Source organism: Pseudomonas sp. F3-2 (genome assembly GCF_038804275.1).
GTDB lineage: Bacteria > Pseudomonadota > Gammaproteobacteria > Pseudomonadales > Pseudomonadaceae > Aquipseudomonas.
The window spans coordinates 2,604,858-2,627,848 of sequence record NZ_CP152388.1; the positions used below are offsets into that span (position 1 = coordinate 2,604,858).

Below are 22,991 nucleotides of genomic sequence, written 5' to 3' on the forward strand. Positions count from 1 at the left end.
CCAGGGCAGGCGCGCAAGCATTTACAGCCCAGGCGCGCTGGCAATTACAGCCCAGACGCGCTGCCCTGGCGCAATCAACCCTCGCGAAGCACGGTCAGGGGACTTGCGTTGAGCGCCCGGCGCGTGCCGAACACGCCCGCGCCGCCCACCAGCAGTGCGCCGATCAGCGGCAGCAGCAGCAACCAGGCGTGCGGATGCCATTGCAGATTGAAGGCGTAACGGTAGAGCACGAAGCTCACCAGCTCGCATCCCAGTGCCGCCAGCACGCCACTGACGGCGCCCAGCAGTCCGAACTCAATGCGTCGCGCTTTGGTCAGCAACGCGCGGTTGGCGCCCAGTGCCCGTAGCAGCGCGCCTTGGCGGATACGTTCGTCGAGCGTCGCCTGCAACCCGGAGAACAGCACCGCAAGGCCTGCCGCCAGCACGAACAGCAGCACGTACTGCACGGCGAGCGTGACCTGATCGAGAATGCTGCGCAGCTGCTCGAGCAACGCCTCGACCTGAAGGATCGTCACGGCCGGAAACGCCCGCGACAATTCAACGATCTGTTGATCGTTGCCCGGCGCCAGATAGAAGCTGGTCAGGTAAGTGGTGGGGACATCCTCGAGGGTGCCCGGCTGGAAGATCACGAAGAAGTTGGGCTGGAAGGTGTCCCAGTTGATGTCGCGCAGGCTGGTGACCTTGACCTCCCGACTGACCCCGCCGATCACGAACCCGAGGGTGTCGCCCAGCTTCATGTTCAGGCTGGCGGCCAGCTTGGCCTCCACCGATACGCCCGGTGTGACGCCCTCGGCTGGCAGTTGATCGTTCCACCACTGGCCTTGGGTGATGCTGTTGCCTTCCGGCAATCGTGCCGACCAGGTCAGGTTGAGGTCACGCTGGGTCGCGTTTTCGCCACGGGAGTCCTTGGTGACGAATTTGCTCACCGGTTCGCCGTTGATGCTCATCAGGCGGCCCGGAATCATTGGGTACAGGGGCGCGCTGTGGCTGGACAGGCGGCCCATTTGGCCGGCGAAGTTGTCTTTGTCGTTGGGCAGGATGTTCAGCGCAAAATAGTTCGGCGCGTCCTTGGGCAACTGGTTCTGCCAGGTGTCGAGCAATTCGCCGCGCAGCAGCGCGATCAACCCCATCGACAGCAGGATCAGACCGAACGCCAGCGATTGACCGGCCGCCGCCATCGGGTGGCGCAAGAGTTGACCCAAGCCCAGACGCCAGGGCAACGAGGCGCCCGCCAGCAAGCGACGAAGACTGCGCAGGGCCAGCAGCAGGACCGCGCCAAGCACGAGCGCGGCAATCACGCCACCGCCGAGCAGGGCGAAGGTCAGCACCAGATCCAGACTCAAGCGCCACATGATCAGGCCCAGTGCAAGCAGGGCCGCGCCGTAGACCAGCCAGGTGCTCGCAGGAATCGGCAGCATGTCGCGGCGCAGCACGCGCAGCGGCGGAACGCGCCCGAGCGCCGCCAGGGGCGGCAGGGCGAAACCGGCGAGGGCGACGAGCCCGGTGCCGATCCCTGCGAGGGCCGGAAGCCAGCCGCCGGGAGGCACGGCAGCCGGCAGCAGACTGTCGAGCAGGTAAAACAGGCCGAGTTGGGCGAACCAGCCCAGCAGGGCGCCGACGACACTTGCGGCGATGCCGAGCATGGCCAGTTGCAGGCTGAACAGCAGCAACGCTTCGCTGCGCGATAATCCGAGGCAGCGCAGCAGTGCGCTGGCATCGAAACGCCTGACCGCGAAGCGCGCCGCCGAGAGCGCCACCGCGACACCCGCCAGCAACACCGCCACCAGACTCGCCATGTTCAGGTAACGCTCGGCCTTGCCCAGCGCACCGCCGATCTGCTGATTGCCGTCGCGAGCGTCGTCGATCTTCTGATTCGGCGCCAGGCCTGGTTCCACGGCCTTGCGGTACGCCGCAAGCGCCTGCGGCGTGCCGCGCCAGAGGTCCCGATAGGTCACGCGGCTGCCGGGCTGCACCACCTTGGTGGCCTCAAGATCAGCCATGTTGATCATCACCCGCGGCGTCAGGCTGTAGAAATTACCCGCACGATCCGGCTCGTAGGTGAGCACGCGGGTCAGCTTCAAGGTTTTGGAGCCGACGTCGATGCTGTCGCCGACCTTGAGGTCCAGCGCCACCAGAACCCGCGCCTCGGCCCAGGCCTCACCCGGCTGCGGCTCGCCGCCGCTGACCTCCGGCTGATACGGCGCCTCGGCGCTTTTCAACTCACCGCGCAGAGGGTAAGCCGCGTCGACGGCCTTCACGCTGGCCAGTTGAATGCCGCTGTCGGTGGCAACGACGCTGGAGAAAATCACGATGTGCGAATGATCGAGCTTCAGTGCAGTGCCTGCCTCGATCTGTTCGGGTTTGGCCGGCGTGGAACCGCCAAGGATGAGGTCAGCGCCAAGAAACTCCGTGGCGCGCAGCAGCATGGCGCTGTTCAGGCGCGCTCCGAAATAACCGATGGCGGTGCTCGCCGCGACCGCGACGATCAGGGCGAAGAACAGCACCCTCAGTTCTCCGGCGCGGGCATCGCGCAGAAGCTGGCGGGCGGCAAGACTGAGCAGGCGGGCGAACGGCAGGCGTGCCATCAAGGCTCCAGAGGGGCGGCGAGTCGGCCACCTTCAAGTCGGATCAGGCGCCGGCAACGATGGGCCAGGCGTTCGTCATGGGTCACCAGCACCAGCGTCGTATTGCGTTCCTGGTTCAACTCGAACAACAGGTCGCTGATGCGCTCGCCGGTGTGGCTGTCGAGGTTGCCGGTCGGCTCATCGGCAAACAGTACGTCGGGATCGGCGGCAAAGGCACGAGCGATCGCGACCCGTTGCTGTTCGCCACCGGACAGCTGGCGCGGCGTGTGTGTCAGGCGCTGACCCAGCCCGACCCGCTCAAGCAGGTGCCGGGCGCGATCCCTGGCGTCCTTGCGACCTTCCAGTTCCATGGGCAGCATCACGTTTTCCAGGGCATTGAGGCTGTCGAGCAACTGAAAGGACTGGAACACGAATCCCACGTGTTCGGCACGCACTCTGGCGCGTTGGTCTTCGTCGAGCTCGCTCAGGTTGCGGCCCGAGAGCATTACCGAACCGGCGCTGGGCAGGTCCAGACCGGCGAGAAGGCCCAGCAGGGTGGACTTGCCCGAACCCGATGCGCCCACGATGGCCAGCGTGTCGCCCTTGTTTAGTTCCAGGGAGAGTTCGTGCAGGATGGTCAGGTCACCTTCGGTGCTCGGGACCACTTTGCTGAGGTGCCGGGCACTGAGAATACTTTCGCTCATGGAGAATCCGATGCGTGCGTGGTTTTTAAGTGCTGGCCTGGGTTTGCTGCTGTTGTCTCAAGGAGCCATGGCAGGCACGGTGCTGATCGTTGGCGATAGTATCAGCGCCGCTTTCGGCCTGGATACCCGCCTGGGTTGGGTCAGTCTGCTGGAGCAGCGCCTGGCGGATCAAGGTTACAAGGACAAGGTCGTCAATGCGTCGGTCAGCGGCGACACCAGTGCCGGCGGCCAGGCGCGGCTGCCGGCGCTGCTTGCAGCGCATAAACCGGACCTGGTGATCCTCGAACTGGGCGGCAATGACGGCCTGCGCGGCCAGCCGCCGGCGCAATTGAAACAAAATCTTGCATCGATGATCGACAGCTCGCGGGCCGCCGGTGCGAAAGTGCTGTTGCTGGGCATGCAGATTCCACCCAATTACGGCGCCCGCTACACCGATGCGTTCAAGCAGGTATACGCCGACCTTGCGGCCGAGAAGAAGGTCGCGCTTGTGCCGTTCATGCTGGAAGGCGTAGGCGGCCATCCCGAGTACACCCAGGCCGATGGTCTGCATCCGGCGGCCAACGCTCAGGGCAAATTGCTCGAAAACGTCTGGCCGCAGCTAAAACCGCTACTTTAAAGGGCTGCAGGCCTTTTCTGGACGGGGGCTTTCGGCTAATGTGGCGCCCCCGAACTGGAGCCCCCGATGCCGCGCCGTCCCGCCTGGTCACTTTATGCCTATCAACTGATCGAGCCTGACGAGCAGCTTGACCTGTTCGCCTGCCAGGAAGTGCTTGTGCATCTGGTCGCGCGGCAGCTGGAACTGGCAGGTTCCGCCGACCGTACGCTGTGCGGCACGCTGTTGCCCGCTCAGCCACGCTGGTCGGGGGTCGAGCAGGCGATCTACCAGGACGAGCGCCTTTGTCCGCTGTGCCGCGCGATCATCGATGCGCAGCGACGTGGCATGCACCCCATCTGGCCTGAGCTCGAAGCAGGCGTGTAAGCCGTCGCGCCCACTCCCGAAGCCGTTGGCGTGCGTGTACAATCGCGCTCATTCAAGCCTCCCGTTTACCCAAGGATTCCCGGATGTTGTCGCGCATTCCAGCTTTCGCCCGCTGTCTGTCGCTTGCTGCACTGTGTGCGGCCGGCCCTGTTTCTGCTTTGGAATTCCCGCTGCCGCCGCCGGGCGAGGACATCATCGGGCAAGTCCAGACCGTGACCGCCCGCTACGAAGACACCTTCGCCGATCTGGGCACCCGTTACGATCTGGGTTATCTGGAAATGATCGCGGCCAACCCGGGTGTCGATGCCTGGCTGCCGGGCGCCGGTACTCAGGTGGTCCTGCCGACGCGTTTCATCCTGCCGCCGGGCCCGCGCGAGGGGATTGTCATCAACCTCGCCGAGTACCGTCTGTATTACTACCCGAAAGGACAGAACGTGGTGTACACGTTCCCGCTGGGTATCGGCCGCGAGGGCTGGGGGTCGCCGGTGTCCACCACCAAGGTCACGGCCAAGACGCCAAACCCGACCTGGACGCCACCCGCGTCGGTCAAGGCCGAGCACGCCGCAGACGGCGACATCCTGCCCAACGTCGTGCCGGCAGGTCCGGACAACCCGCTGGGGCCGTTCAAATTCGGCCTCGGTCTGCCGGGCTACCTGATTCACGGCTCCAACAAGAAGTTCGGCATCGGCATGCGCACCAGCCACGGCTGTTTCCGCATGTACAACAACAACGTGTTGGAAATGGCGGACATGGTGCCGGTGGGCACCACGGTGCGGATCATGAACGAGCCGTACAAGTTCGGCATCAGCGGCGGCAAGGTCTATCTTGAAGCGCACACGCCGCTGGACGAAAGCGGCAACCCTTCGGTGGTCGACAAGCACACTGCCGTCATCAATGCGCTGCTCAAGCGTGAAGACCTGGCCAATAACCTGCGCATCAACTGGGATGAGGTGCGTGACGTGGTCGCCGCCGAAGACGGCATGCCGGTGGAAATCGCCGTGCCCGGCACGCCGGCTCCGGTGGTCAGCAGCGCGCCTATGACCCTGCAGTAACGACGCCGCGCGCGAGACCCGGCCATCAGGCTTCGCAGCGGAGCAGGGTGGTCGGGTTTTTTGATGCCTGAATGCGTCATGCAGGCAATAAAAAAGCCGACCCGTAACCGGGTCGGCTTTTTAATAATCCCGAAGGGACTATTACTTGCGGCTTGCCTTGTCCAACATGCGCAGAGCGCGCTCGTTGGCTTCGTCAGCAGTCTGCTGAGCTTTCTGAGCAGCAGCCAGAGCTTCATCAGCCTTGCGATAGGCTTCATCAGCACGAGCTTGTGAACGAGCGGCTGCGTCTTCAGTAGCAGTCAGACGAGCTTCGGTTTCTTTGGATGCGCTGCTGCAACCGGTAGCCAGAACTGCGGCCAGGGCCAGAGCAGAGAATTTCAGAACGTTGTTCATCGTGTTCCCCTTAAAGGACTTCTATCAAGTTAGTCATCTCTCGAAAGTGAGAAAATGACCGGCGTACATAGTACCCATTGTTTGTAGTAAGTAAACGGACCCAACGCAAGAACTGCATAAAATTCTTTGCTTTGAAAGTGTTCCGAGCAACTCCTCACGTTTTTTATCGGAAAAAAACCATCGCTGTCAGGCGCAGTCGCCTGTCAGGGATTCGGGCGCAGTCGGTGACGCTTAAATGTGCCCATGGTTGCCGAAGTCGGTCCGCAGTGCCTGATCAAATCCCGAAAGGGATTACATCGAATCGCAGGCGACCTTTTTTGTATAGACGATGATCGTTACAGGCGCATCCTTGACTGTGTTTAAAGTGACTTTGCCGTGAGCAGGGCGTCTCAATGGACATTCGTCGGCGACGTCAGGTTCAACCGAAAGAGCGGTCAGATGTGCGGCAGCGCATTTTGCTGTTGATTCCCTTGAGCAGATTCGACAATGGTGCCTACTATTTGCAGGTGCTCATTTGTTTGAGAACAGCAAAGCTCTTCTCGGTGTCCAAACAGGCACAGGGTGGCGTAGAGGTTCCTTCGCCGGACAAACATCGGTAAGGTAGGGGTCAAAATCCAAGACCCGCGAGGAGTAGTGATGAGCGAGGCGTTGTCCATCCACCATGACGAGACCGGTCACCAGTTCGAGGTGAACATTGACGGTCATCGTGCCTATCTGACGTATATGGACCTGGGGAAACAGACCCTGGATATCTACCGCACCTTCGTCCCTAATGCGTTGCGTGGACGCGGTATTGCAGCGGCACTGACCGAAGTGGCGCTCGATTATGCGGACAGCATGGGCTACACCGTGATCCCGTCGTGCTCGTATGTGGAACGTTACATGGAGCGCAATCAGCGTCAGGCCGCGAAGATCTGACCTGAGACTGAATGAAAAACGCCGAGCATTTGCTCGGCGTTGTCGTTTCTAGCGTCCGGATCAGCCGCGCTGGCGCTTGGGCAGGACGTCCTTGAGCTTGGCGTGCATGCTGCGCAAGGTTTTCTCGGTGCTGTCCCAGTCGATGCAGGCATCGGTGATCGACACGCCGTATTGCAGGTCGGCCAGATCCTTGGGAATGGCCTGGCAGCCCCAGTTCAGGTGGCTTTCGACCATCAGGCCGATGATCGACTGGTTGCCTTCGAGAATCTGGTTGGCGACGTTTTCCATGACCAGTGGCTGCAGCGCCGGATCCTTGTTGGAGTTGGCGTGGCTGCAATCGACCATGATGTTGGCCTTGATTTTCGCCTTGTCCAGCGCCTGCTCGCACAGGGCGACGCTCACCGAGTCGTAGTTCGGCTTGCCATTACCGCCGCGCAGCACGACGTGGCCGTAGGCGTTGCCCTTGGTGGTGACGATGGACACGCCACCTTCCTGGTTGATGCCCAGGAAACGGTGCGGATTGGAAACCGACTGCAGGGCGTTGATCGCGACGGTCAGGCCGCCATCGGTGCCGTTCTTGAAGCCGACGGCGGAGGACAGGCCCGAAGCCATTTCACGGTGGGTCTGGGATTCGGTGGTGCGCGCGCCGATGGCCGACCAGCTGATCAGATCCTGCAAATACTGCGGGGAGATCGGGTCGAGCGCTTCGGTGGCGGTCGGCAGGCCTTTTTCGGCCAGATCCAGCAGTAGCTGACGACCGATGTGCAGACCGTCCTGAATCTTGAAAGAGTCATCCAGGTACGGGTCGTTGATCAGGCCTTTCCAGCCGACGGTGGTGCGCGGCTTTTCGAAATACACACGCATGACCAGATACAGCGTGTCGGACACCTCCGCCGCCAGTGCTTTCAGGCGGTCGGCGTATTCGTGGGCGGCCTTGATGTCGTGGATCGAGCAAGGCCCGATCACGATGAACAGGCGGTGATCCTTGCCATCGAGAATGTCGCGGATGACTTCGCGGCCCTTGCTGACAGTGGCTTGCGCGGCTGCAGTGAGGGGAATTTCGCGTTTGAGCTGATCCGGAGTGATCAGTGTCTCGTTGGAGGCAACGTTGAGGTCGTCAATCGGTAAATCAGCCATCGTGTTACTCATCAGGTCACGGATGCTGGCCGCCAGCGTCCCCGTGCGGCGGAGCCGAGCATTATTGAGCGCAACGGGGGAGCGGAACCTTAGCGCGTTAGCCGGTACTTCGACAATGGGTAATGGCCGCTTTCGACCAACAAACACGGCTTTGCAGGGCGCACCGGGCAACCGGCGGCCGCGAATGAGCGGAATTTGCAAAGCCGGCCTCCGGCAGCGATATAGTGTGCAGCCTGAAACGGGGGAATCACGTGGATCAATTGCAACTGACAGACTTCGACGTCGATCGGCAGCTGTTGTCATTGCCGGGGACGTCGCTGCTGATTTTCACCAGCATCGGCTGTGCCAGCTGCCGTTGGGCGCGGCATCATCTTCCCGGGCTGAATCTTCCCATCGAGCGAATAGCCTGGATCGACGCCGAAGAAAATGGCGGTGCGGTACAGCGCTATGGCGTGTTTCATCTGCCGGCGATGTTTGTTGTGCGTGACGGCGAGTTCTACGGCGCGTTGCGCACGCAGATCGCTGTCGACGCGATCATCCGCGGCCTTGATCAGGTGCTGTCCGGCGAACCTGACGAATTACCATAAGGGGCGTCCATGAACGAAAGCACCACCCAACCCCGTATCGGCATCATCGGCACCGGCGCCATCGGCGGTTTCTATGGCCTGATGCTGGCGCGCGCCGGCTATGACGTGCACTTCCTGCTGCGCAGCGAGTTCAGCGCCGTCTCGCAGAACGGCCTGCGCCTGGACAGTCAGGTGCATGGCCTGCTGACTCTGGAGCATGTTCAGGCGTACGCAAGCGCTGCGGACATGCCGCCTTGCGACTGGCTGCTGGTGGGGGCCAAGACCACCGGAAATGACGGCGTCGCCCCTGCGATCGTCCAGGCGGCTGCGCCCGGCGCCAACGTCTTGCTGCTGCAGAACGGCCTTGGCGTGGAGGACGATCTGCGGGGGCTGCTGCCGGATTCGCTTCATCTATTGGGCGGGCTGTGCTTTATCTGCGTCCACCGCAGCGGTCCGGGCGAGATCGTTCATCAAGCGTTCGGCGCCGTGAACATCGGCTATCACAGCGGCCCGGCCGAAGACGCTTCGGCAAGCCTGCGTCGGGTCGAGCAGGGCGCGGCGTTGTTCCATGCCGCGGGCATCGAGTCGGTGGCAATGGACAACCTCGACAAGGCCCGTTGGCAGAAACTGGTGTGGAACGTGCCTTACAACGGCCTGTCGGTGCTGCTAAAGGCGAGCACCACGCCGTTGATGGCCGATCCCGACAGTCGTGAACTGATTCAAGGTTTGATGGCCGAAGTGGTTCAAGGCGCCGAGGCTTGCGGGCATTCGCTGCCGCCGGGATATGCGCAACAGTTGTTCAGCGTGACCGGGCAGATGCCGGATTATCGACCGAGCATGTACCACGACTACGTCGAAAAACGCGCGCTGGAGCTGGAAGCGATCTACGCCAGACCATTGGCCGCAGCGCTGGCGGCGGGTTGCGACATGCCGAAGATCCGGGCGCTGTATCACGCGCTGGCGTTTCTCGACCGCAGCAATCGTTGAGCGCACGGCGCAATAGAGGCAGGGCAACTCTGTCGTTGAACTCAGTCGTTGAAGGGAGATACCGATGGCCAATGATCTGAGCATGAAATCCGCTGGCGGGAAATTGGTGCTGGCCATTTCTTCTCGCGCGTTGTTCGACCTTCGGGAAAGCCATGCCATTTACATGGCTGACGGCGTCGCAGCCTATCGGCAGTACCAGATCGATCACGAAGACGAAGTGCTGGAGCCGGGGGACGCGTATCTGCTGGTGGAAAAGCTGCTAAGCCTCAATGCCAGCCTTCGCCAGTCCCGCGTCGAAGTGATTCTGGTGTCGCGCAACAGCGCCGACACCGGGCTTCGCGTATTCAATTCGATTCAGCATTACGGCCTGGATATTTCGCGCGCCGCGTTCGTGGGCGGGCGCAGCCCTTTCCCTTATCTGGCGGCGTTCGGCAGCCATCTGTTTCTCTCGACCCACGCCGAGGACGTGCGCAGCGCGCTGGATGCCGGGTTTGCGGCGGCGACCATTCTCTCGGGCGGCGCGCGACGGGCCGCCAGCGCCGAGCTGCGCATCGCGTTCGACGGCGACGCGGTGCTGTTTTCCGATGAGTCGGAGCGGATCTACCAGTCCGGCGGCCTGGAGGCGTTTCAGGCCAGCGAGCGCGAAGCTGCGCGCCAGCCACTGCCCGGCGGGCCGTTCAAACCGTTTCTGGCCGCCTTGAACCTGCTGCAGAGGGAATTTCCCGAAGAGTCTTGCCCGATTCGCACGGCGCTGGTCACGGCCCGGTCAGCGCCGGCCCATGAGCGGGTGATCCGCACTCTGCGCGAATGGGACATCCGTCTGGATGAGTCGCTCTTTCTGGGCGGGCTCGAAAAGTCGGCCTTTCTGGAAGCATTCGCGGCGGACGTGTTTTTCGACGATCAGCCCGGGCACTGCGAAAAGGCCCGCGAAGTGGTTGCCACCGGGCATGTGCCTCACGGCATCAGCAATGAGCTAAAACCTTGAACCTTTAGACCCGAAAGCTGTATCAGACCGGCCGATTCGTCGTCTCGCTGCTACGCTCAATCGTGACTGCGCCTGTGATGGCTGCCTGGAGGTCACATGATCCGCTCGATGCTGTACGCCACGGACCTCGGTCTTTATGCGCCTTACGTGCTGCAACATGCGCTGGAACTGTCGAGGAATTTCAAGGCAGAGCTGCACGTCATTCACGTGGTCGAGCCCATGGGCCTGTTCGCCGAGTCCGTCTTGCAGAGCTATCTGGCCGAGGACGTGCTCAGGGAGTTGCAGAACGAAGGCATCAATACCGTCATCGATGGCATCGAGTCCCGGGTGCTGCGCAGCTTTCGCGAGGAAATGGGCAAGGACAACAAGGATCTCGAGCTGATCTGCAGTCTGCGCGTGGTTCAGGGCGATCCATCCAATGTGATACTCGAACAGGCGCGCAGAATGCGCGTCGATCTGCTGATTGTCGGCAGCCACAGCCACGGCGCCCAGGGGGATACGCTGATAGGCCGCACGGCGGCGCGGGTGCTGCAGCTGTCCGAAGTGCCGGTGTACATGGTTCCGATGGTGCAAAGCCGTTCTGGCGCATGAGCGTGGGGGAGCAAAACGTCGCCTGCTGAAAAAAGCAGCGTGCCATTACCGTTCAAAAGTGATAAAAAGTTCTAGCTTTGTCTTCCTGACCATTAATCCAGTTATATACCGTTGCTGATGCCCGTGGCGTCTTCCGGCTTTGAGGGATACATATGAAGCTTCAACAATTGCGCTACATCTGGGAAGTGGCGCACCACGACCTCAACGTTTCAGCAACGGCGCAGAGCCTGTATACCTCGCAGCCAGGTATCAGCAAGCAGATCCGGTTGCTCGAAGACGAGCTGGGTGTCGAGGTTTTCGCCCGCAGCGGCAAGCACCTCACGCGTGTGACGCCAGCTGGGGAACGGATCATCACCACCGCAGGGGAAATCCTGCGCAAAGTCGAAAGCATCAAGCAGATTGCGCAAGAGTTCTCCAACGAGAAGAAGGGCACGCTGTCCATCGCCACGACGCACACTCAGGCACGCTACGCGCTGCCGCCGGTGATCAGCAATTTCATCAAGCAATACCCCGATGTGGCGCTGCACATGCACCAGGGCTCGCCCATGCAGATTGCCGAAATGGCCGCAGACGGCACGGTGGATTTCGCCATCGCGACCGAAGCGCTGGAGCTGTTCGGCGACCTGGTCATGATGCCGTGCTACACGTGGAACCGCTGCGTGGTCGTGCCTCAGGGACATCCGCTGACCAAGGTGCCGAAGCTGACCTTGGAGATCCTCGCCGAATACCCGATCGTGACCTACGTGTTCGGTTTTACCGGTCGCTCCAAGCTCGACGAAGCGTTCAGCCATCGCGGCCTGACGCCGAAAGTGGTGTTCACCGCGGCCGACGCCGACGTCATCAAGACCTACGTTCGACTGGGGCTGGGTGTGGGTATCGTCGCGAAAATGGCCGTTGACCCCAAACTCGACAGCGACCTGGTCGTCCTCGACGCCAGCGAGCTGTTCGAGGCCAGCATCACCAAGATCGGCTTCCGTCGTGGCACGTTCCTGCGCGGGTTCATGTGCGATTTCATCGAGAAATTCGCCCCGCACCTGACCCGTGAGGTCATGGCCAAGGCTATCCAATGCCACAACAAGCAGGAACTCGAAGAGCTGTTCGAAGGGGTCGTGCTGCCGGAGCATTGACAGCCGGCAGACGCAAAACCTGCATGAGCGCGCTGGCCCGCGATCGCTGACTGTCAGTCACCTGAGTGTGACCGTTGCAGCGCAATCGCGGGCCAGCGCGCTTCTGTATCAGGTCTGTGTCGAATCAGGACTTCGTAATCAGGTTCCCGGCGTGCAGCCCGCATTCCTTCTGCGTGGCTTCTTCCCACCACCAGCGACCTTCGCGCTCGTGCTGATTCGGCAGAACCGGGCGGGTGCAGGGCTCACAGCCGATGCTGATAAAGCCGCGCTCGTGCAGGCTGTTGTAAGGCAATTCCAGCATGCGGATGTAGTTCCACACGTCGGCGCTGCTCATCTGTGCCAGCGGATTGAATTTATACAGCGTGCGCTCCGGCGTCGAAAAGGCGCTGTCGATCTCCACCGCTGCGACGTTGTTGCGGGTGCTCGGGCTCTGGTCGCGGCGCTGACCGGTGGCCCAGGCCTTGACGCTGCCGAGCTTGCGACGCAGCGGCTCGATCTTGCGCACGCCGCAGCATTCGCCATGGCCGTCCCGGTAAAAACTGAACAGGCCCTTTTCCTTGACGAACGGCTCGAGCTTTTCCCGGTCCGGGGAGACGATGTCGATGGCGATGTTGTATTGCTCGCGGACCTGATCGATGAACCGGTAGGTCTCCGGATGCAGACGTCCGGTGTCCAGGCTGAAGACTTTGACGTTCTTGTTGAGCTTCCAGGCCATGTCCACCAGCACGACGTCTTCGGCGCCGCTGAAGGAAATCCACAGCTCATCACCGAAGTGCTGGAAGGCGAATTTGAGAATGTCCTGCGCGGACTTGTTGGCGTAGGTCGCGGCAATGGCGTCGACGTCGAAAGGGTGGCTCATCAGGCGGCTTCCTAATCATGGGCGGCGCTTAAGCGCTCGTAATGGCGCAGATGGTAACAAAAACCTTCCGCCCTTTGCCTGAAACCTGCGTTCGCCCGCTGCTCGCCACGCTGAGAAAGCGTGCCTGGCCGCTGCGTAATCTGCCCGTGCACACGGAACGGGTGACTGCCCGGCAGCCCCCGTTCCTGCGTCAATCAGCTATTTTTTTATGTCCTCGCTCCAGACGTCATACAAGTTCGACGGTGCATCCAGTTGCACTTCGAAACTCAGACCATGCAACGTGTCTCGCGCCGCCAGTTGATAGTTGGGCGCGAACAGCGGAATGAGAAACGCCTGATCGACGGCGCGCTGCTGGATCTGATCCAGTATCGGTTGACGCTGCTTGAGGTCCGAGGTGGCGCGCGCCTGATTGATCAGCCCGGTGATCTGTTCATCGGGCTGAGCCACGCTGCGGTACAGAAAACCGGTGGCGCCAAGCACATCACGCAGCGACAGCGCCGTGTCGGATGGGTTGAGGGTGTTGGGGTAGATGTGCCACGAACCGTCAGCCGTGGACTTGACCCATTCGCCGGTACTGATCAGGCGCAGATCCAGGTCCAGCCCCAGATTCTTGCGCACGGCGGCCTGTATCTGCTGGATCAGCAGGTCACGGTTGTCACGCACGTAGGTCTGCGGATAACCCACCTCGACGCGCAAGCGCTGGCCGTCGCGGGTGCGATAGCCTTCAGCGTCGCGGCCGGTCCAGCCGGCTTCGTCGAGCAGCTTGTTGGCACCGGGGACGTCGTTGCCCCAGGTGTTGACCAGGGCCTTGTTGTAACCGGTGTTGTCCGGGCCGATGTTCGACCACGCGCGCGGCACGGTGCCCAGGTAGATGTTGTTGACGATGGCCGCCAGATCGAAGCCGTCACGCAGGGCGCGGCGCACCCGGACGTCATCGGTGGGCGCCTGGCGGTAATTGAGGTTGAGCGTGAATGAGGTTTCCGCCGACGGACCGGTCAGGAACTGGAAGCCCTCGGCATGCTCGAACAGCGCACGATCGGTGGGCTGCACGCCTTCGATGAGGTCCACTTGCCCCGAACTCAATGCCCCGGCCCGTACGGCGTACTCGGGCAGGAAGCGATACGTGACGGCGTCCAGGTACGCCGGTCCTTGATGCGCGGCATACGCCGGTGGCCAGTGGTAATCGGGGTTTTTCACGAACCGTGCCGACTGGCCCCGGTTGTACTGGTTGAAGATGAATGGCCCGGTGCCGACCAGGTTCGGCCCGCCCTGGCAAAGATCGCCTCCGGCCGCGAGGGTCTTGGGTGACAGAAAGCCCAATTTGACGCTGGACAATGATTCGAGCATGGCTGAGTCAGGCTTGTTCAATACGATGCGCACCTGATGCGGATCGATCACTTCGGTGCGATCGTAATATTCCAGGAAGGCCGCGGCGTTGGCGGTGTGCGCCGGATCTTTGGTGTAGTCCAGGTTGGCCTTGACCGCGGCGCCGTCGAACGGTGTTCCGTCGGTGAAGGTCACGTCATCGCGCAGGACAAAGGTGTACTCGCGGCCATCGGGCGAAACGCTCCAGCTTTTCGCGAGCCACGGGGCGAAGCTGCCGTCCGCCTGTTTGCCGATCAGTGAGTCGACGTAATTGCGAATCACCAGAAAGGCGTTTTGCTGAGAAGAGTTGTGAGGGTCGAAGCAGGCGGGTTCGGTGGTCACGCCGAACGTCACCTCGCCGCCACTGCGCGGTTGCAGCGACGGCTTCTGGCTGGCGCCGTTGCTGGCGGCCGTGGCCGGCGGTGAGGCGTTGTTGTCGCAGGCGCACAGCAGCGGGGCGGCCACGATGGCCAGGCAGAGCAGGGAACGGTGAGCTTTCATGGTGTCCTTATCAAGCGGCGGGGTGCGCGCTCAGTAGTTGCCGGGTGTAGGGATGAGTGGGTGCTTCGAACAGCGGGCCGACCGGGCCTTGCTCCACCAGTTGGCCCTGATGAAACACCAGGACCCGGTCGCAGATGTGGCGAATCACCTCCAGATCATGGGAAATGAACAGCAGAGCAATGCCGCGGCTGGCCTGCAGTTCGCCAATCAGGTCCAGTACTTGCGCCTGCACGTACACGTCGAGCGCGGAAACCGGTTCGTCACAGATGATCAGCGCAGGTTCTGCGGCCAGGGCGCGGGCGATTGCAATGCGCTGCCGTTGGCCGCCCGACAAGGAGCGTGGGTGACGATCGAGGAAGTCGGCATTGAGCCCGACCTGTGTCAGCAATGCGCTGGCTTGCTGGCGGTCGTCACCGCCGGGCAGCAGGTTTTCGGCGATGATCTGCGCCACGGTGTAGCGCGGATCGAACGAGCTCAGCGGGTCCTGCGGAATGTATTGCATCTGCCGGCGCAGAGGCCGGCGTTGCGCTTCCGGCACATGACTCCAGCGTTGACCGAGCAGATGCACGCTGCCGCTATCGGGCGCCAGCAGGCCGAGGACGATGTTGGCGCACGTGGTTTTCCCGGAGCCTGACTCGCCGACGATGCCCAGCACTTCGCCCGCGTTCAGCGTGAACGATGCGCTGTGCAGCGCCGTAAACGCCTGACCCTGCCGGCCGAAGCCGCGACGTCGATAGGACTTGCCGATGCCTTCCACCCGCAGCACTTCCCGGGGCTCGGCGGGCAGGCGCGACGGCAGCGGATCGCGCTCGATCACCAGCGGGTCTTGCTCCCGGACACCGGGTCGCACCCGTGCCGAACTCAGGCGGGTACCACGAGACGCTGCGCCGGGACTGGCGGCCAGCAACTGACGGGTGTAAGCATGGCGCGGTTGCGTCAGCACCTGCTGCGCGCTGCCGGAATCCACCACCTCGCCGTTGTGCATCACGTGCACCCGGTCGGCGATCTGCGCCACCAGGTTGAGGTCGTGACTGATGATCAGCAGCCCGGCCCCCTGAGCGACACGCTCGGCCAGCACGGCGATCACCTGCCGTTGCACGCTGACGTCCAGCGCCGTGGTGGGTTCATCCGCGATGATCAGCCGCGGCCCGGCGGCGATGGCGGCCGCAATCAAGGCTCGCTGACGCAGGCCGCCGGACAATTGATGGGCGAACTGAGTGCTGCGCCACTGCGGATCGGGAATTCCGACCTGGCGCAAGGTATCGAGCACCTGCTGCCCGCGCGCCGCTTCATTCAGCATTCGATGGGTGCGCAGCACTTCGCCGGTTTCCTGCCCGATGGTACGCAGCGGGTCAAGCGACACCAGCGCGTCCTGCATGACGAGGCCGGCAAAGCGGCCCCGAAGCTGTCGCCAGTCCTGAAGGTTGAAGCGCAAGGCGTCACGGCCGTCGATCTGCAGACGCCTGGCCTGAACCTGAGCATGTTCGCCCGCCAACCCCAGCAAACTGCGCGCCGTGAGGCTTTTGCCGGAGCCGGACTCGCCAACCAGCGCCACGCATTCGCCCGGATGAATCTGCAGGTTCAGCCCGCGTACCAGCGGCGCGCCGTGATTGACGTCGGCGAAGCTGATGCGCAGGTCCTCGACGTCGACCAGAGGAGCGCCCGGTTCACTCACCACTCGTGCGCTCATGCTGGCTGCCTCCCTTCGAAGCGGCGCTGGCAGTAGCTGCCCAGCACGGTAAAGCTGATCACGGTCAGGGTGATGGCAAGACCGGGAAACACGCTCGGCCACCAGGCCACGCGCAGCACATCCCGGCCCTCGGCGAGCATCACGCCCCATTCCGGTGTCGGCGGCTGCGGGCCCAGCCCCAGAAAGCTCAGGCCTGACACCGCCATGATCGAACTGCCGATGTCGATGGTCGCCACGATGGGAATCGCCATCAGCACGTTGGGCAGCAAATGGGTGACGAACGTCTGCAGGCGGGAACGGCCGTAGAGCACGGCGTGACGCACGTAATCCGCCTCGCGCACCAGCAGGGTCTGGCTGCGCACCAGCCGGCCGAATTTAGGAATGCCGGCGATGCCGATGGCCACCGCCACGTTCATCAGTCCCGGGCCGATCAGCGCGATCACCAACAGCGCCAGCAAAACGCTCGGAAACGCCGAAAGCACATCGAACAGGCGCGAGGCAACCTCGTCCAGCCAGCGATTTTTCATGCCCGCCACCAGGCCCAGCAGGGTGCCGATGACGAGGCTGATGAGCATGCCCGACAACCCGATCAACAGGGAATAGCGCGCGCCGTAGACCACGCGGGCGAACACGTCCCGGCCCAGCCGATCGGTACCGAACCAGTGAGCCGTACTCGGTGCCTGCAGGCCGACGCTGACATCGCCGGCCAGCGGATCGTAATGAGTGATCCAGAAGGGCACCGCCAGCACTACCGCCAGAACCAGCAGGAACAGGCCACTCACGGTGATGCCCAGGGGAAGGCGGTTGAAGTGGCGCGCGGCGACACGGCTGTCGAGCACCGCATCGGCAGCAGCGGCCAGCGTTGAGGAAGGCAGGGTCATTGGGTTCTCAGCCTCGGGTCAATGAACAGGTAGGCGACGTCCAGCAGGGTCGAAATCACCACATAAATGAAGGCGGCCAGCAGCACCACGGCCAGCACCACCGGCACGTCCTGGCTGGTGATCGCGTTGAGCGTGATGGTCCCAAGGCCAGGGCGGCCAAAGACCTTTTCGGTGATCACGGCGCCGCCCAGCAAACCGCCGATCAGCCAGCCGCCGAGGGTGACGATGGGCAGCAATGCGTGGCGTAACACATGACCGGTGCGCACTTGGGTTTCGCTCAGGCCCCGCGCTCGAACGGTCGTCACGAACGGCTGCTCCAGTGCTTTTTCCATGGCCTCTCGAAGCACCTGCGCGAGAATGCCGGCGGTGGGCAACGCCAACGTGATCGCCGGGAGTACCAGAGCATTGAAGCCATTGGCTCCAGAGACTGGAAACAATCGCCAGTGGAAGGAGAATGCCATCAGCAGCAGAATGCCAATCCAGAACACCGGGGTGGAGGTGAGTACGAGCTCCAGCAGCGAAGCGATGCGTCTGCCCACAGCGCTGCGTCCGGCCGTCAGCAGCGCCACGCCGACCGCGAACAGCGTCGCGATGACCCCGGCGGCGACCGCCAGCTGCACCGTCGGCCAGAGTTGCGAGTGCAGCACACTACTGACCGACTGACGCATGACGTAGGACGTGCCCAGGTCGCCGTGCAACAGGCGCGCGATGAAATCCAGATATTGCTCGGGCAGGGACTTGTCGAGCCCCCATTCAGCCGCGATGGCCTCGCGCAAGCCGGGGTATTCATTGTCGCCAGCGAGGATGTCGGCAATCTTGCCGGGCAAAGAGTGAAGCGCCACGAAGGCGGCGCTCACGCTCAACCAGAGCACCAGCAGGCTGCTGCCCAACCGGACCAGCACGTTTCGCCACATAAGGAAGATCCATCCCAAAGTCTCGTCAAGGTCATGACGAGGGTTGATGATTATTCAATAAATGAATATTGGGAGGATCCTATATGCAGGAAAGTCAGGACGTCCAAGTCCGTTTAAGCATATTTTTAGAATGAGAAACGAGGACGCCAGACGTCAAGGCAGGGACTTTGACGATTCTGGCGTCCTCTTCAGGAGGGCTTCGGTGAGCAGAAAGGGTGGATCAAGGCGCTGCGGGTCGCAGCGCCTGGCCAATCGGTTACAGGGCTTCCAGCGTCTTCAGCAGCACCCGGACCTTGGTCATGGATTCCTGGTATTCGGCTTCCCACTGCGAGTCGGCCACGATGCCGCCGCCACCCCAGCAGGCGATCTGACCGTCTTGAGCCAGCAGGCTGCGGATGGCGATCGAACTGTCCATCTCGCCGCGCACGTCCAGGTACATCAGTGAGCCGCAGTACAGCGCGCGGCGGGTGGGCTCCAGTTCATCGATGATCTGCATTGACCGGATCTTCGGCGCGCCGGTGATCGAGCCTCCCGGAAAGCTGCCTGCGATCAGGTCCAGCGCGTCGTGGGCATCGGCCAGTTCGCCCGTCACGGCGCTGACCAGATGGTGCACGTTGGGGTAGGTTTCCAGGCTGAACAACTCCGGTACTTTCACCGAGCCAATGCGGCAACTGCGGCCCAGATCGTTACGCAGCAGGTCGACGATCATCAGGTTTTCCGCACGGTCTTTCGGGCTGCGCAGCAGCTCTTGCGCGTAAGCGGCATCTTCGGCGGCGTCCCGGCCCCGTGGCCGCGTGCCCTTGATGGGGCGCGTTTCGACCTGACGCTGGCTGACCCTGACGAAGCGTTCGGGCGACAGGCTCAGCACCGCATTACCCTCCGGCAACGCGAGGTAACCGGCGAATGGCGTCGGGCAGGCCTTGCGCAGCGCGCCGTAGGCCGACCAGGGATCGCCCTGGTACGCGGCCCGAAAGCGTTGCGCGAAATTCACCTGATAACAGTCGCCCGCCTGAATGTAGGCGTGAATGCGCTCGATGGCACGACGATACTGATCGGCGTCGATATCGGCCGCAAACCGGGCGCTCAGCTTGAATGAAGCATCGTGTTCAGCCGCAGGGCCGGTAAACAGGCCGATCAGTCGCTGGCGCTCGGCGGCATCGAGGGCCGGATGGAAGACCAACTGGCTGGTGCGCGTCTGGTGATCGCTTATCAGCGCCCACGGGTAAAGACCGAGCCGGGCGCCTGGCAGATGCAGGTCATCGCTGGCGAGCGCCGGAAGCGGTTCGAGCAAACGGCCAAAATCATAGGCGAGATAGCCGATCAGGCCACCTGCGAATGGCAGCGGGCTGGAGTCTGGCAACGCCGCGTCTCCCAAGCCTGCCAGTGCGGTGCGCAGGCGCTGGAGAAAGGCGTCACCGTTCTCACCGTCGGTGGGCACGAACGTCTCCAGCGGCCAGGCACTGAGGATATCGAAGCGCCCGCGATCGGCCTCGGGGCGCCCGCTGTCGAGCAGCACGGCGCCGGGAGCATGCCGGATCAACGCAAAATAACCGGTCGGATCGACCTGATAAGTGATCGGGTATAAGGAACAGGTTTGCATGTGTGGCAGATCAGTCGTGGTGCGCGGAGGGCGATTGTAGTCCTGCGGCGGTTGCAGTCCTAGGGGCTTGTCGGCGCCCGGCAGGCGGAGGGCGCCTGCCGGGCACTGTCCTCAGACGTGCCCGAACAGATCCTGAACGAACTTCACGCGTTGCTCGGGGCTTTCATGACGACCTTCAGCCGCCAGTTGCTCCAGGCGTTGCTCGACAGCGACGGTGCGGTGGGTCAGGCCGCAGTCGTTGGCGATCTGGATGTTCAGCCCCGGACGGGCATTCAGTTCGAGAATCAAGGGGCCGCGCTCCTGATCGAGCACCATGTCCACCCCGATGTAGCCCAGACCGCACAGCTCGTAGCATTCCGCCGCAAGCTTCATGAAACCGTCCCAGTTGGGCAGTTGCACGCCGTCCACCGCATTGGTGGTGTCAGGGTGCTTGCTGATGATGTTGTTCAGCCAGGTACCACGCAGGGTCAGGCCCGTCGCCAGATCGACGCCCACACCGATGGCGCCCTGGTGCAGGTTGGCCTTGCCGCCGGACTGGCGGGTGGGCAAGCGCAACATGGCCATGACCGGGTAGCCCATCAGCACGATGACGCGAATGTCCGGAACGCCTTCGTAGCTGATGCTTTTGAAGATCTGGTCGGGGGTGACGCGGTATTCGATCAGCGCCCGGTCGCGGTGTCCCCCCAGCGAGTACAGGCCGGTGAGAATGCTGGAGATCTGATGCTCGATTTCATCGTGACTGATGATCCGCCCGGACACCGTACGAAAGCGCTCTTCGAAGCGGTCGGCGATGACCAGAATGCCGTCGCCGCCAGCGCCTTTTGCCGGTTTGATCACGAAGTCGCTGCGACCACCGATGATCTCGTCGAGCTTGTCGATTTCCTTTTCGGTGGAAATGATGCCGTACATCTCGGGCACGTGAATGCCCGCAGCGATCGCCCGCTCCTTGGTGATGATCTTGTCATCGACGATGGGGTAGAGGCTGCGCTTGTTGTACTTGAGCACGTAGTCGGCATTGCGCCGGTTGATGCCCATGATCCCTTTGGCTTCCAGTGCTTTCCAGGTTTTCCACCAGCCGATCATCTGACGTTTTCCCGTTCGGCGTCTTCCTTGAGAAAGGCCTTGAAGCGGATCAACTCGGTCAGTCGATAGCCGCGATAACGCCCCATCGCCAGCATGAAGCCCACCAGAATCAGCAGGATGGCCGGGAAGGTAAAGACGAAATAGATGAACTCCGGCACGCTCATGATGATGTGGGCCAGAGACGCTGCGAACAGCGTGCCGATGGCGACTTTCATCGCGTGGCCGCCGCCGCGCTCTTCCCAGGTGATCGACAGGCGTTCGATGGTCATGGTCAGAATCACCATCGGGAACAGCGCCACCGACAGGCCGCGCTCGAGCCCCAGCTTGTGGCTGAACAGGCTGATGGCCGCGATCAGCACGACGACGAAGGTCAGCACCACCGACAATCGTGGGAGCATCTGCAGCTTCAGGTGTTCCAGGTACGAACGCAGCGAAAGGCCCAGTGCGGTGATGATGGTGAACAGGACGATGCCGAACCCCAGCTGGGTTTCGCGAAAGGCCAGGGCGATCAGCACCGGCGTGAAGGTGCCCAGTGTCTGCAGGCCGATGAGGTTGCGCAGAATCAGGATGACCAGTACGCCGATGGGGATCATGACCATGATCATGAAGGTCTGCTGAGTCTGCAGGGGCAGGCCGTAAAGCGAGTATTCGAGGAAGTCGGCGTCAGTGCTTTCGTCGGTCAGCTTGGCCAGCCGGATGGCGTTCATTTCGCTGTTGTTCAGGCTGAAATTGACCGTGGCTTTCTTGCCGCCTTCCACCGTGATCAGGTTGTCGTCGCCGATCCACCACAGCAGGCGGTCCTGAGGCAGGCCGGCCTCGCCGGTTTCCGGGTTGAAATACAGCCAGTCCTTGCCATTGAAACTGCGCAACCAGAGTTCCGGGGTCTGCGGCTGGTCCGCCACCAGACGGATTGTGTGGACTTTCTCTACCGGGACGTGGGCAATGGACAGCAGGATTTCGGTGATGCGCGCCTTGTTCTGCACCGAGGTGTCGCCTGCCAGCAGCAGCTTGACGTTGTCGTCACTCAGATTGTTGACACGCTTGATGGCTTCGCTGACGAAGGTTTCGACGTCGGCCGAATGCTGGCGGATCGGCGCGAGCAGGGCGTCGGCGGCAATCTTCTCAGGCCCTTCGACGGCGATGCTGTCGCGAAAGATCGGCCCTTTGACCTTGGCTTTTTCGCCGCTGTAGCGCTTGGTCAGCACCAGGCGATAGTAAAGCGTCTGGTTGCCGGTGGCGCGTCGGGCCGACCAGGTCACCTTGCGGTTGCCGTCGGCGCGGTTGACGTTCACGCCGTAATTATTGGAGATGAAGCTCTCGTTGAGGCTGATGTAGTCGCGCGACAGTGGCGGCACGTACATCTGGATTTTCACGGAGTCCTTGGGATTGGCGATGAACTCGACTTTGGCGTCGATGTTCCAGAGGTCGTCGGTTTCGTCTTCGGTCACCGGGATGCCGAGCACCAATATCTGATAGGCCGTGATCGCAATGCCCAGTGTCACGAGGGTCGCGATCAGGATTTTCAGATGGAGGGTAAGAGAGCGCATGTCGTTACTCTGCGGTTTGAGCATCAGTGACGCAGGCAGGCTTGCCGGCTGCGTATTTCAGGCTTGGGTCGACCAGTGCATTGAAGTGCCTGAGGGCGTCGGCGCCAATCAAAAGCGGATATTGGAATGCACTTCGGTCGGTCAAGTTCACTTCTATGTTTCGTAAAGCAGCGCCCATGCACACATCCAGGCTGATGACCGGCCTTGAGGTGTACTTCTTCTCGTCATCGGGGTCGATGTCGCCGGCGCGGCGCTTGATCTTGCTGACCCGCGCCAGTGGTCGCTCGATGGGGTGCTCATGAGCGTCGTCGATGGCCAGATAAAAACGCACCCACGATTCTCCGTTGCGCTTGAAGCGCTTGATGTCGCGGGCACTGAGGGAGGCGGTTTTTGCACCAGTGTCCAGTTTGGCGGCCACTTGCAGGTCGATGTCGGCCAGCTCGGCGTACTCGTTCAGGCCGTAGACGGTCTTGTCGGCGGCAAGGCTCAGACCCGGCAGGTACAGGCATAAAAGGAAGAGAAGAGGGTGACGGCTCATAGGTCCTGGC

Annotated in this window: 22 protein-coding genes; 9 read left to right on the top strand and 13 right to left on the bottom strand. The window is 62.2% G+C overall.

What is annotated here, in order from left to right:
- Positions 1-74 precede the first annotated feature (74 nt).
- Both AAGQ88_RS12075 and AAGQ88_RS12080 read right to left on the bottom strand, forming a co-directional pair.
- Positions 75-2,585: an ABC transporter permease gene (locus tag AAGQ88_RS12075; RefSeq protein WP_342655486.1), complete on the bottom strand. Its 2,511-nt coding sequence runs from the start codon at positions 2,583-2,585 to the stop codon at positions 75-77.
- The gene (locus AAGQ88_RS12080) at positions 2,585-3,268 is read right to left on the bottom strand and encodes an ABC transporter ATP-binding protein (protein ID WP_285424009.1); all 684 of its coding nucleotides are present in this window, start codon (positions 3,266-3,268) and stop codon (positions 2,585-2,587) included. The genes AAGQ88_RS12075 and AAGQ88_RS12080 overlap by 1 nt, the downstream gene beginning before the upstream one ends.
- Before the next feature lie 10 nt (positions 3,269-3,278).
- On the opposite strand from AAGQ88_RS12080, the gene AAGQ88_RS12085 reads away from it, so the two are divergent.
- From AAGQ88_RS12085 to AAGQ88_RS12095, 3 genes are all read left to right on the top strand, one after another.
- A complete protein-coding gene (locus tag AAGQ88_RS12085) occupies positions 3,279-3,884 on the top strand; it encodes an arylesterase (RefSeq protein WP_285424008.1) in 606 nt (201 codons plus the stop codon).
- 66 nt (positions 3,885-3,950) lie between these two features.
- Entirely contained in the window at positions 3,951-4,247 is a 297-nt protein-coding gene (locus AAGQ88_RS12090; protein WP_093458361.1) for a hypothetical protein, read from the top strand.
- An 83-nt stretch (positions 4,248-4,330) separates the two neighbouring features.
- Positions 4,331-5,299, top strand: a complete 969-nt coding sequence (locus tag AAGQ88_RS12095) for a L,D-transpeptidase family protein (protein ID WP_342655487.1) — start codon at positions 4,331-4,333, stop codon at positions 5,297-5,299.
- 141 nt (positions 5,300-5,440) lie between these two features.
- Here the strand turns inward: AAGQ88_RS12095 and oprI are convergent, their stop codons facing one another.
- The gene (oprI, locus tag AAGQ88_RS12100) at positions 5,441-5,692 is read right to left on the bottom strand and encodes an outer membrane lipoprotei OprI (RefSeq protein ID WP_003199355.1); all 252 of its coding nucleotides are present in this window, start codon (positions 5,690-5,692) and stop codon (positions 5,441-5,443) included.
- Between the two features lie 636 nt (positions 5,693-6,328).
- Here oprI and AAGQ88_RS12105 point away from each other — a divergent pair.
- Positions 6,329-6,610 (top strand): GNAT family N-acetyltransferase, encoded by a 282-nt coding sequence (locus AAGQ88_RS12105; protein ID WP_093458363.1) that lies wholly within the window; start codon positions 6,329-6,331, stop codon positions 6,608-6,610.
- A gap of 60 nt (positions 6,611-6,670) precedes the next feature.
- On the opposite strand, the gene AAGQ88_RS12110 is transcribed toward AAGQ88_RS12105, so the two are convergent.
- A complete protein-coding gene (locus AAGQ88_RS12110) occupies positions 6,671-7,747 on the bottom strand; it encodes a 3-deoxy-7-phosphoheptulonate synthase (protein WP_093458364.1) in 1,077 nt (358 codons plus the stop codon).
- Positions 7,748-7,998: 251 nt separating this feature from the next.
- Here AAGQ88_RS12110 and AAGQ88_RS12115 point away from each other — a divergent pair, with 251 nt between their 5' ends.
- The 5 genes from AAGQ88_RS12115 (at position 7,999) to cysB (ending at position 12,003) form a co-directional block, all read left to right on the top strand.
- Positions 7,999-8,334, top strand: a complete 336-nt coding sequence (locus AAGQ88_RS12115; RefSeq protein WP_342655488.1) for a thioredoxin — start codon at positions 7,999-8,001, stop codon at positions 8,332-8,334.
- A 9-nt stretch (positions 8,335-8,343) separates the two neighbouring features.
- Positions 8,344-9,300: a putative 2-dehydropantoate 2-reductase gene (locus AAGQ88_RS12120; protein WP_342655489.1), complete on the top strand. Its 957-nt coding sequence runs from the start codon at positions 8,344-8,346 to the stop codon at positions 9,298-9,300.
- A gap of 82 nt (positions 9,301-9,382) precedes the next feature.
- Positions 9,383-10,285, top strand: a complete 903-nt coding sequence (locus AAGQ88_RS12125) for a 5'-nucleotidase (RefSeq protein WP_285424077.1) — start codon at positions 9,383-9,385, stop codon at positions 10,283-10,285.
- Between the two features lie 96 nt (positions 10,286-10,381).
- Positions 10,382-10,876 carry a universal stress protein gene (locus tag AAGQ88_RS12130; RefSeq protein ID WP_342655490.1) on the top strand — a complete coding sequence of 165 codons (495 nt, stop codon included), beginning with the start codon at positions 10,382-10,384 and terminating at the stop codon, positions 10,874-10,876.
- A gap of 152 nt (positions 10,877-11,028) precedes the next feature.
- Complete coding sequence (gene cysB, locus AAGQ88_RS12135; protein ID WP_093458368.1) at positions 11,029-12,003, top strand: HTH-type transcriptional regulator CysB; 975 nt, start codon at positions 11,029-11,031, stop codon at positions 12,001-12,003.
- Between the two features lie 124 nt (positions 12,004-12,127).
- Here the strand turns inward: cysB and AAGQ88_RS12140 are convergent, their stop codons facing one another.
- From AAGQ88_RS12140 to AAGQ88_RS12180, 9 genes are all read right to left on the bottom strand, one after another.
- The gene (locus tag AAGQ88_RS12140) at positions 12,128-12,862 is read right to left on the bottom strand and encodes a phosphoadenylyl-sulfate reductase (RefSeq protein WP_285424002.1); all 735 of its coding nucleotides are present in this window, start codon (positions 12,860-12,862) and stop codon (positions 12,128-12,130) included.
- Between the two features lie 198 nt (positions 12,863-13,060).
- Positions 13,061-14,728 carry an ABC transporter substrate-binding protein gene (locus AAGQ88_RS12145; RefSeq protein ID WP_342655491.1) on the bottom strand — a complete coding sequence of 556 codons (1,668 nt, stop codon included), beginning with the start codon at positions 14,726-14,728 and terminating at the stop codon, positions 13,061-13,063.
- Between the two features lie 10 nt (positions 14,729-14,738).
- Positions 14,739-16,418, bottom strand: coding sequence for an ABC transporter ATP-binding protein (locus tag AAGQ88_RS12150; protein WP_342655492.1), 1,680 nt, complete (start codon positions 16,416-16,418; stop codon positions 14,739-14,741).
- Positions 16,415-17,299: an ABC transporter permease gene (locus AAGQ88_RS12155; RefSeq protein WP_285423999.1), complete on the bottom strand. Its 885-nt coding sequence runs from the start codon at positions 17,297-17,299 to the stop codon at positions 16,415-16,417. Before AAGQ88_RS12155 ends, AAGQ88_RS12150 begins: the two co-directional genes overlap by 4 nt.
- The gene (locus AAGQ88_RS12160) at positions 17,296-18,213 is read right to left on the bottom strand and encodes an ABC transporter permease (RefSeq protein WP_342655493.1); all 918 of its coding nucleotides are present in this window, start codon (positions 18,211-18,213) and stop codon (positions 17,296-17,298) included. Before AAGQ88_RS12160 ends, AAGQ88_RS12155 begins: the two co-directional genes overlap by 4 nt.
- 256 nt (positions 18,214-18,469) lie before the next feature.
- Positions 18,470-19,813, bottom strand: coding sequence for an aminodeoxychorismate synthase component I (gene pabB / locus AAGQ88_RS12165; RefSeq protein WP_342655494.1), 1,344 nt, complete (start codon positions 19,811-19,813; stop codon positions 18,470-18,472).
- A gap of 111 nt (positions 19,814-19,924) precedes the next feature.
- Complete coding sequence (locus tag AAGQ88_RS12170; RefSeq protein WP_177182068.1) at positions 19,925-20,893, bottom strand: alpha-L-glutamate ligase-like protein; 969 nt, start codon at positions 20,891-20,893, stop codon at positions 19,925-19,927.
- Positions 20,893-22,443: an inactive transglutaminase family protein gene (locus tag AAGQ88_RS12175; protein WP_285423996.1), complete on the bottom strand. Its 1,551-nt coding sequence runs from the start codon at positions 22,441-22,443 to the stop codon at positions 20,893-20,895. The genes AAGQ88_RS12170 and AAGQ88_RS12175 overlap by 1 nt, the downstream gene beginning before the upstream one ends.
- Before the next feature lie 4 nt (positions 22,444-22,447).
- A complete protein-coding gene (locus tag AAGQ88_RS12180; protein WP_285423995.1) occupies positions 22,448-22,981 on the bottom strand; it encodes an ATP-dependent zinc protease in 534 nt (177 codons plus the stop codon).
- Between the last annotated feature and the right edge of the window lie 10 nt (positions 22,982-22,991).

Bases quoted from the DNA above. Each gene is read 5' to 3' on its own strand.
- AAGQ88_RS12085 (WP_285424008.1), top strand. From the start codon at position 3,279: ATGCGTGCGTGGTTTTTAAGTGCTGGCCTGGGTTTGCTGCTGTTGTCT.
- AAGQ88_RS12175 (WP_285423996.1), bottom strand. From the start codon at position 22,443: ATGCGCTCTCTTACCCTCCATCTGAAAATCCTGATCGCGACCCTCGTG.
- AAGQ88_RS12095 (WP_342655487.1), top strand. From the start codon at position 4,331: ATGTTGTCGCGCATTCCAGCTTTCGCCCGCTGTCTGTCGCTTGCTGCA.
- AAGQ88_RS12150 (WP_342655492.1), bottom strand. From the start codon at position 16,418: ATGAGCGCACGAGTGGTGAGTGAACCGGGCGCTCCTCTGGTCGACGTC.
- AAGQ88_RS12110 (WP_093458364.1), bottom strand. From the start codon at position 7,747: ATGGCTGATTTACCGATTGACGACCTCAACGTTGCCTCCAACGAGACA.
- cysB (WP_093458368.1), top strand. From the start codon at position 11,029: ATGAAGCTTCAACAATTGCGCTACATCTGGGAAGTGGCGCACCACGAC.
- AAGQ88_RS12130 (WP_342655490.1), top strand. From the start codon at position 10,382: ATGATCCGCTCGATGCTGTACGCCACGGACCTCGGTCTTTATGCGCCT.
- AAGQ88_RS12180 (WP_285423995.1), bottom strand. From the start codon at position 22,981: ATGAGCCGTCACCCTCTTCTCTTCCTTTTATGCCTGTACCTGCCGGGT.
- AAGQ88_RS12080 (WP_285424009.1), bottom strand. From the start codon at position 3,268: ATGAGCGAAAGTATTCTCAGTGCCCGGCACCTCAGCAAAGTGGTCCCG.
- AAGQ88_RS12090 (WP_093458361.1), top strand. From the start codon at position 3,951: ATGCCGCGCCGTCCCGCCTGGTCACTTTATGCCTATCAACTGATCGAG.
- AAGQ88_RS12105 (WP_093458363.1), top strand. From the start codon at position 6,329: ATGAGCGAGGCGTTGTCCATCCACCATGACGAGACCGGTCACCAGTTC.
- AAGQ88_RS12160 (WP_342655493.1), bottom strand. From the start codon at position 18,213: ATGTGGCGAAACGTGCTGGTCCGGTTGGGCAGCAGCCTGCTGGTGCTC.
- oprI (WP_003199355.1), bottom strand. From the start codon at position 5,692: ATGAACAACGTTCTGAAATTCTCTGCTCTGGCCCTGGCCGCAGTTCTG.
- AAGQ88_RS12155 (WP_285423999.1), bottom strand. From the start codon at position 17,299: ATGACCCTGCCTTCCTCAACGCTGGCCGCTGCTGCCGATGCGGTGCTC.
- AAGQ88_RS12145 (WP_342655491.1), bottom strand. From the start codon at position 14,728: ATGAAAGCTCACCGTTCCCTGCTCTGCCTGGCCATCGTGGCCGCCCCG.
- AAGQ88_RS12075 (WP_342655486.1), bottom strand. From the start codon at position 2,585: ATGGCACGCCTGCCGTTCGCCCGCCTGCTCAGTCTTGCCGCCCGCCAG.
- AAGQ88_RS12120 (WP_342655489.1), top strand. From the start codon at position 8,344: ATGAACGAAAGCACCACCCAACCCCGTATCGGCATCATCGGCACCGGC.
- AAGQ88_RS12140 (WP_285424002.1), bottom strand. From the start codon at position 12,862: ATGAGCCACCCTTTCGACGTCGACGCCATTGCCGCGACCTACGCCAAC.
- pabB (WP_342655494.1), bottom strand. From the start codon at position 19,813: ATGCAAACCTGTTCCTTATACCCGATCACTTATCAGGTCGATCCGACC.
- AAGQ88_RS12125 (WP_285424077.1), top strand. From the start codon at position 9,383: ATGAAATCCGCTGGCGGGAAATTGGTGCTGGCCATTTCTTCTCGCGCG.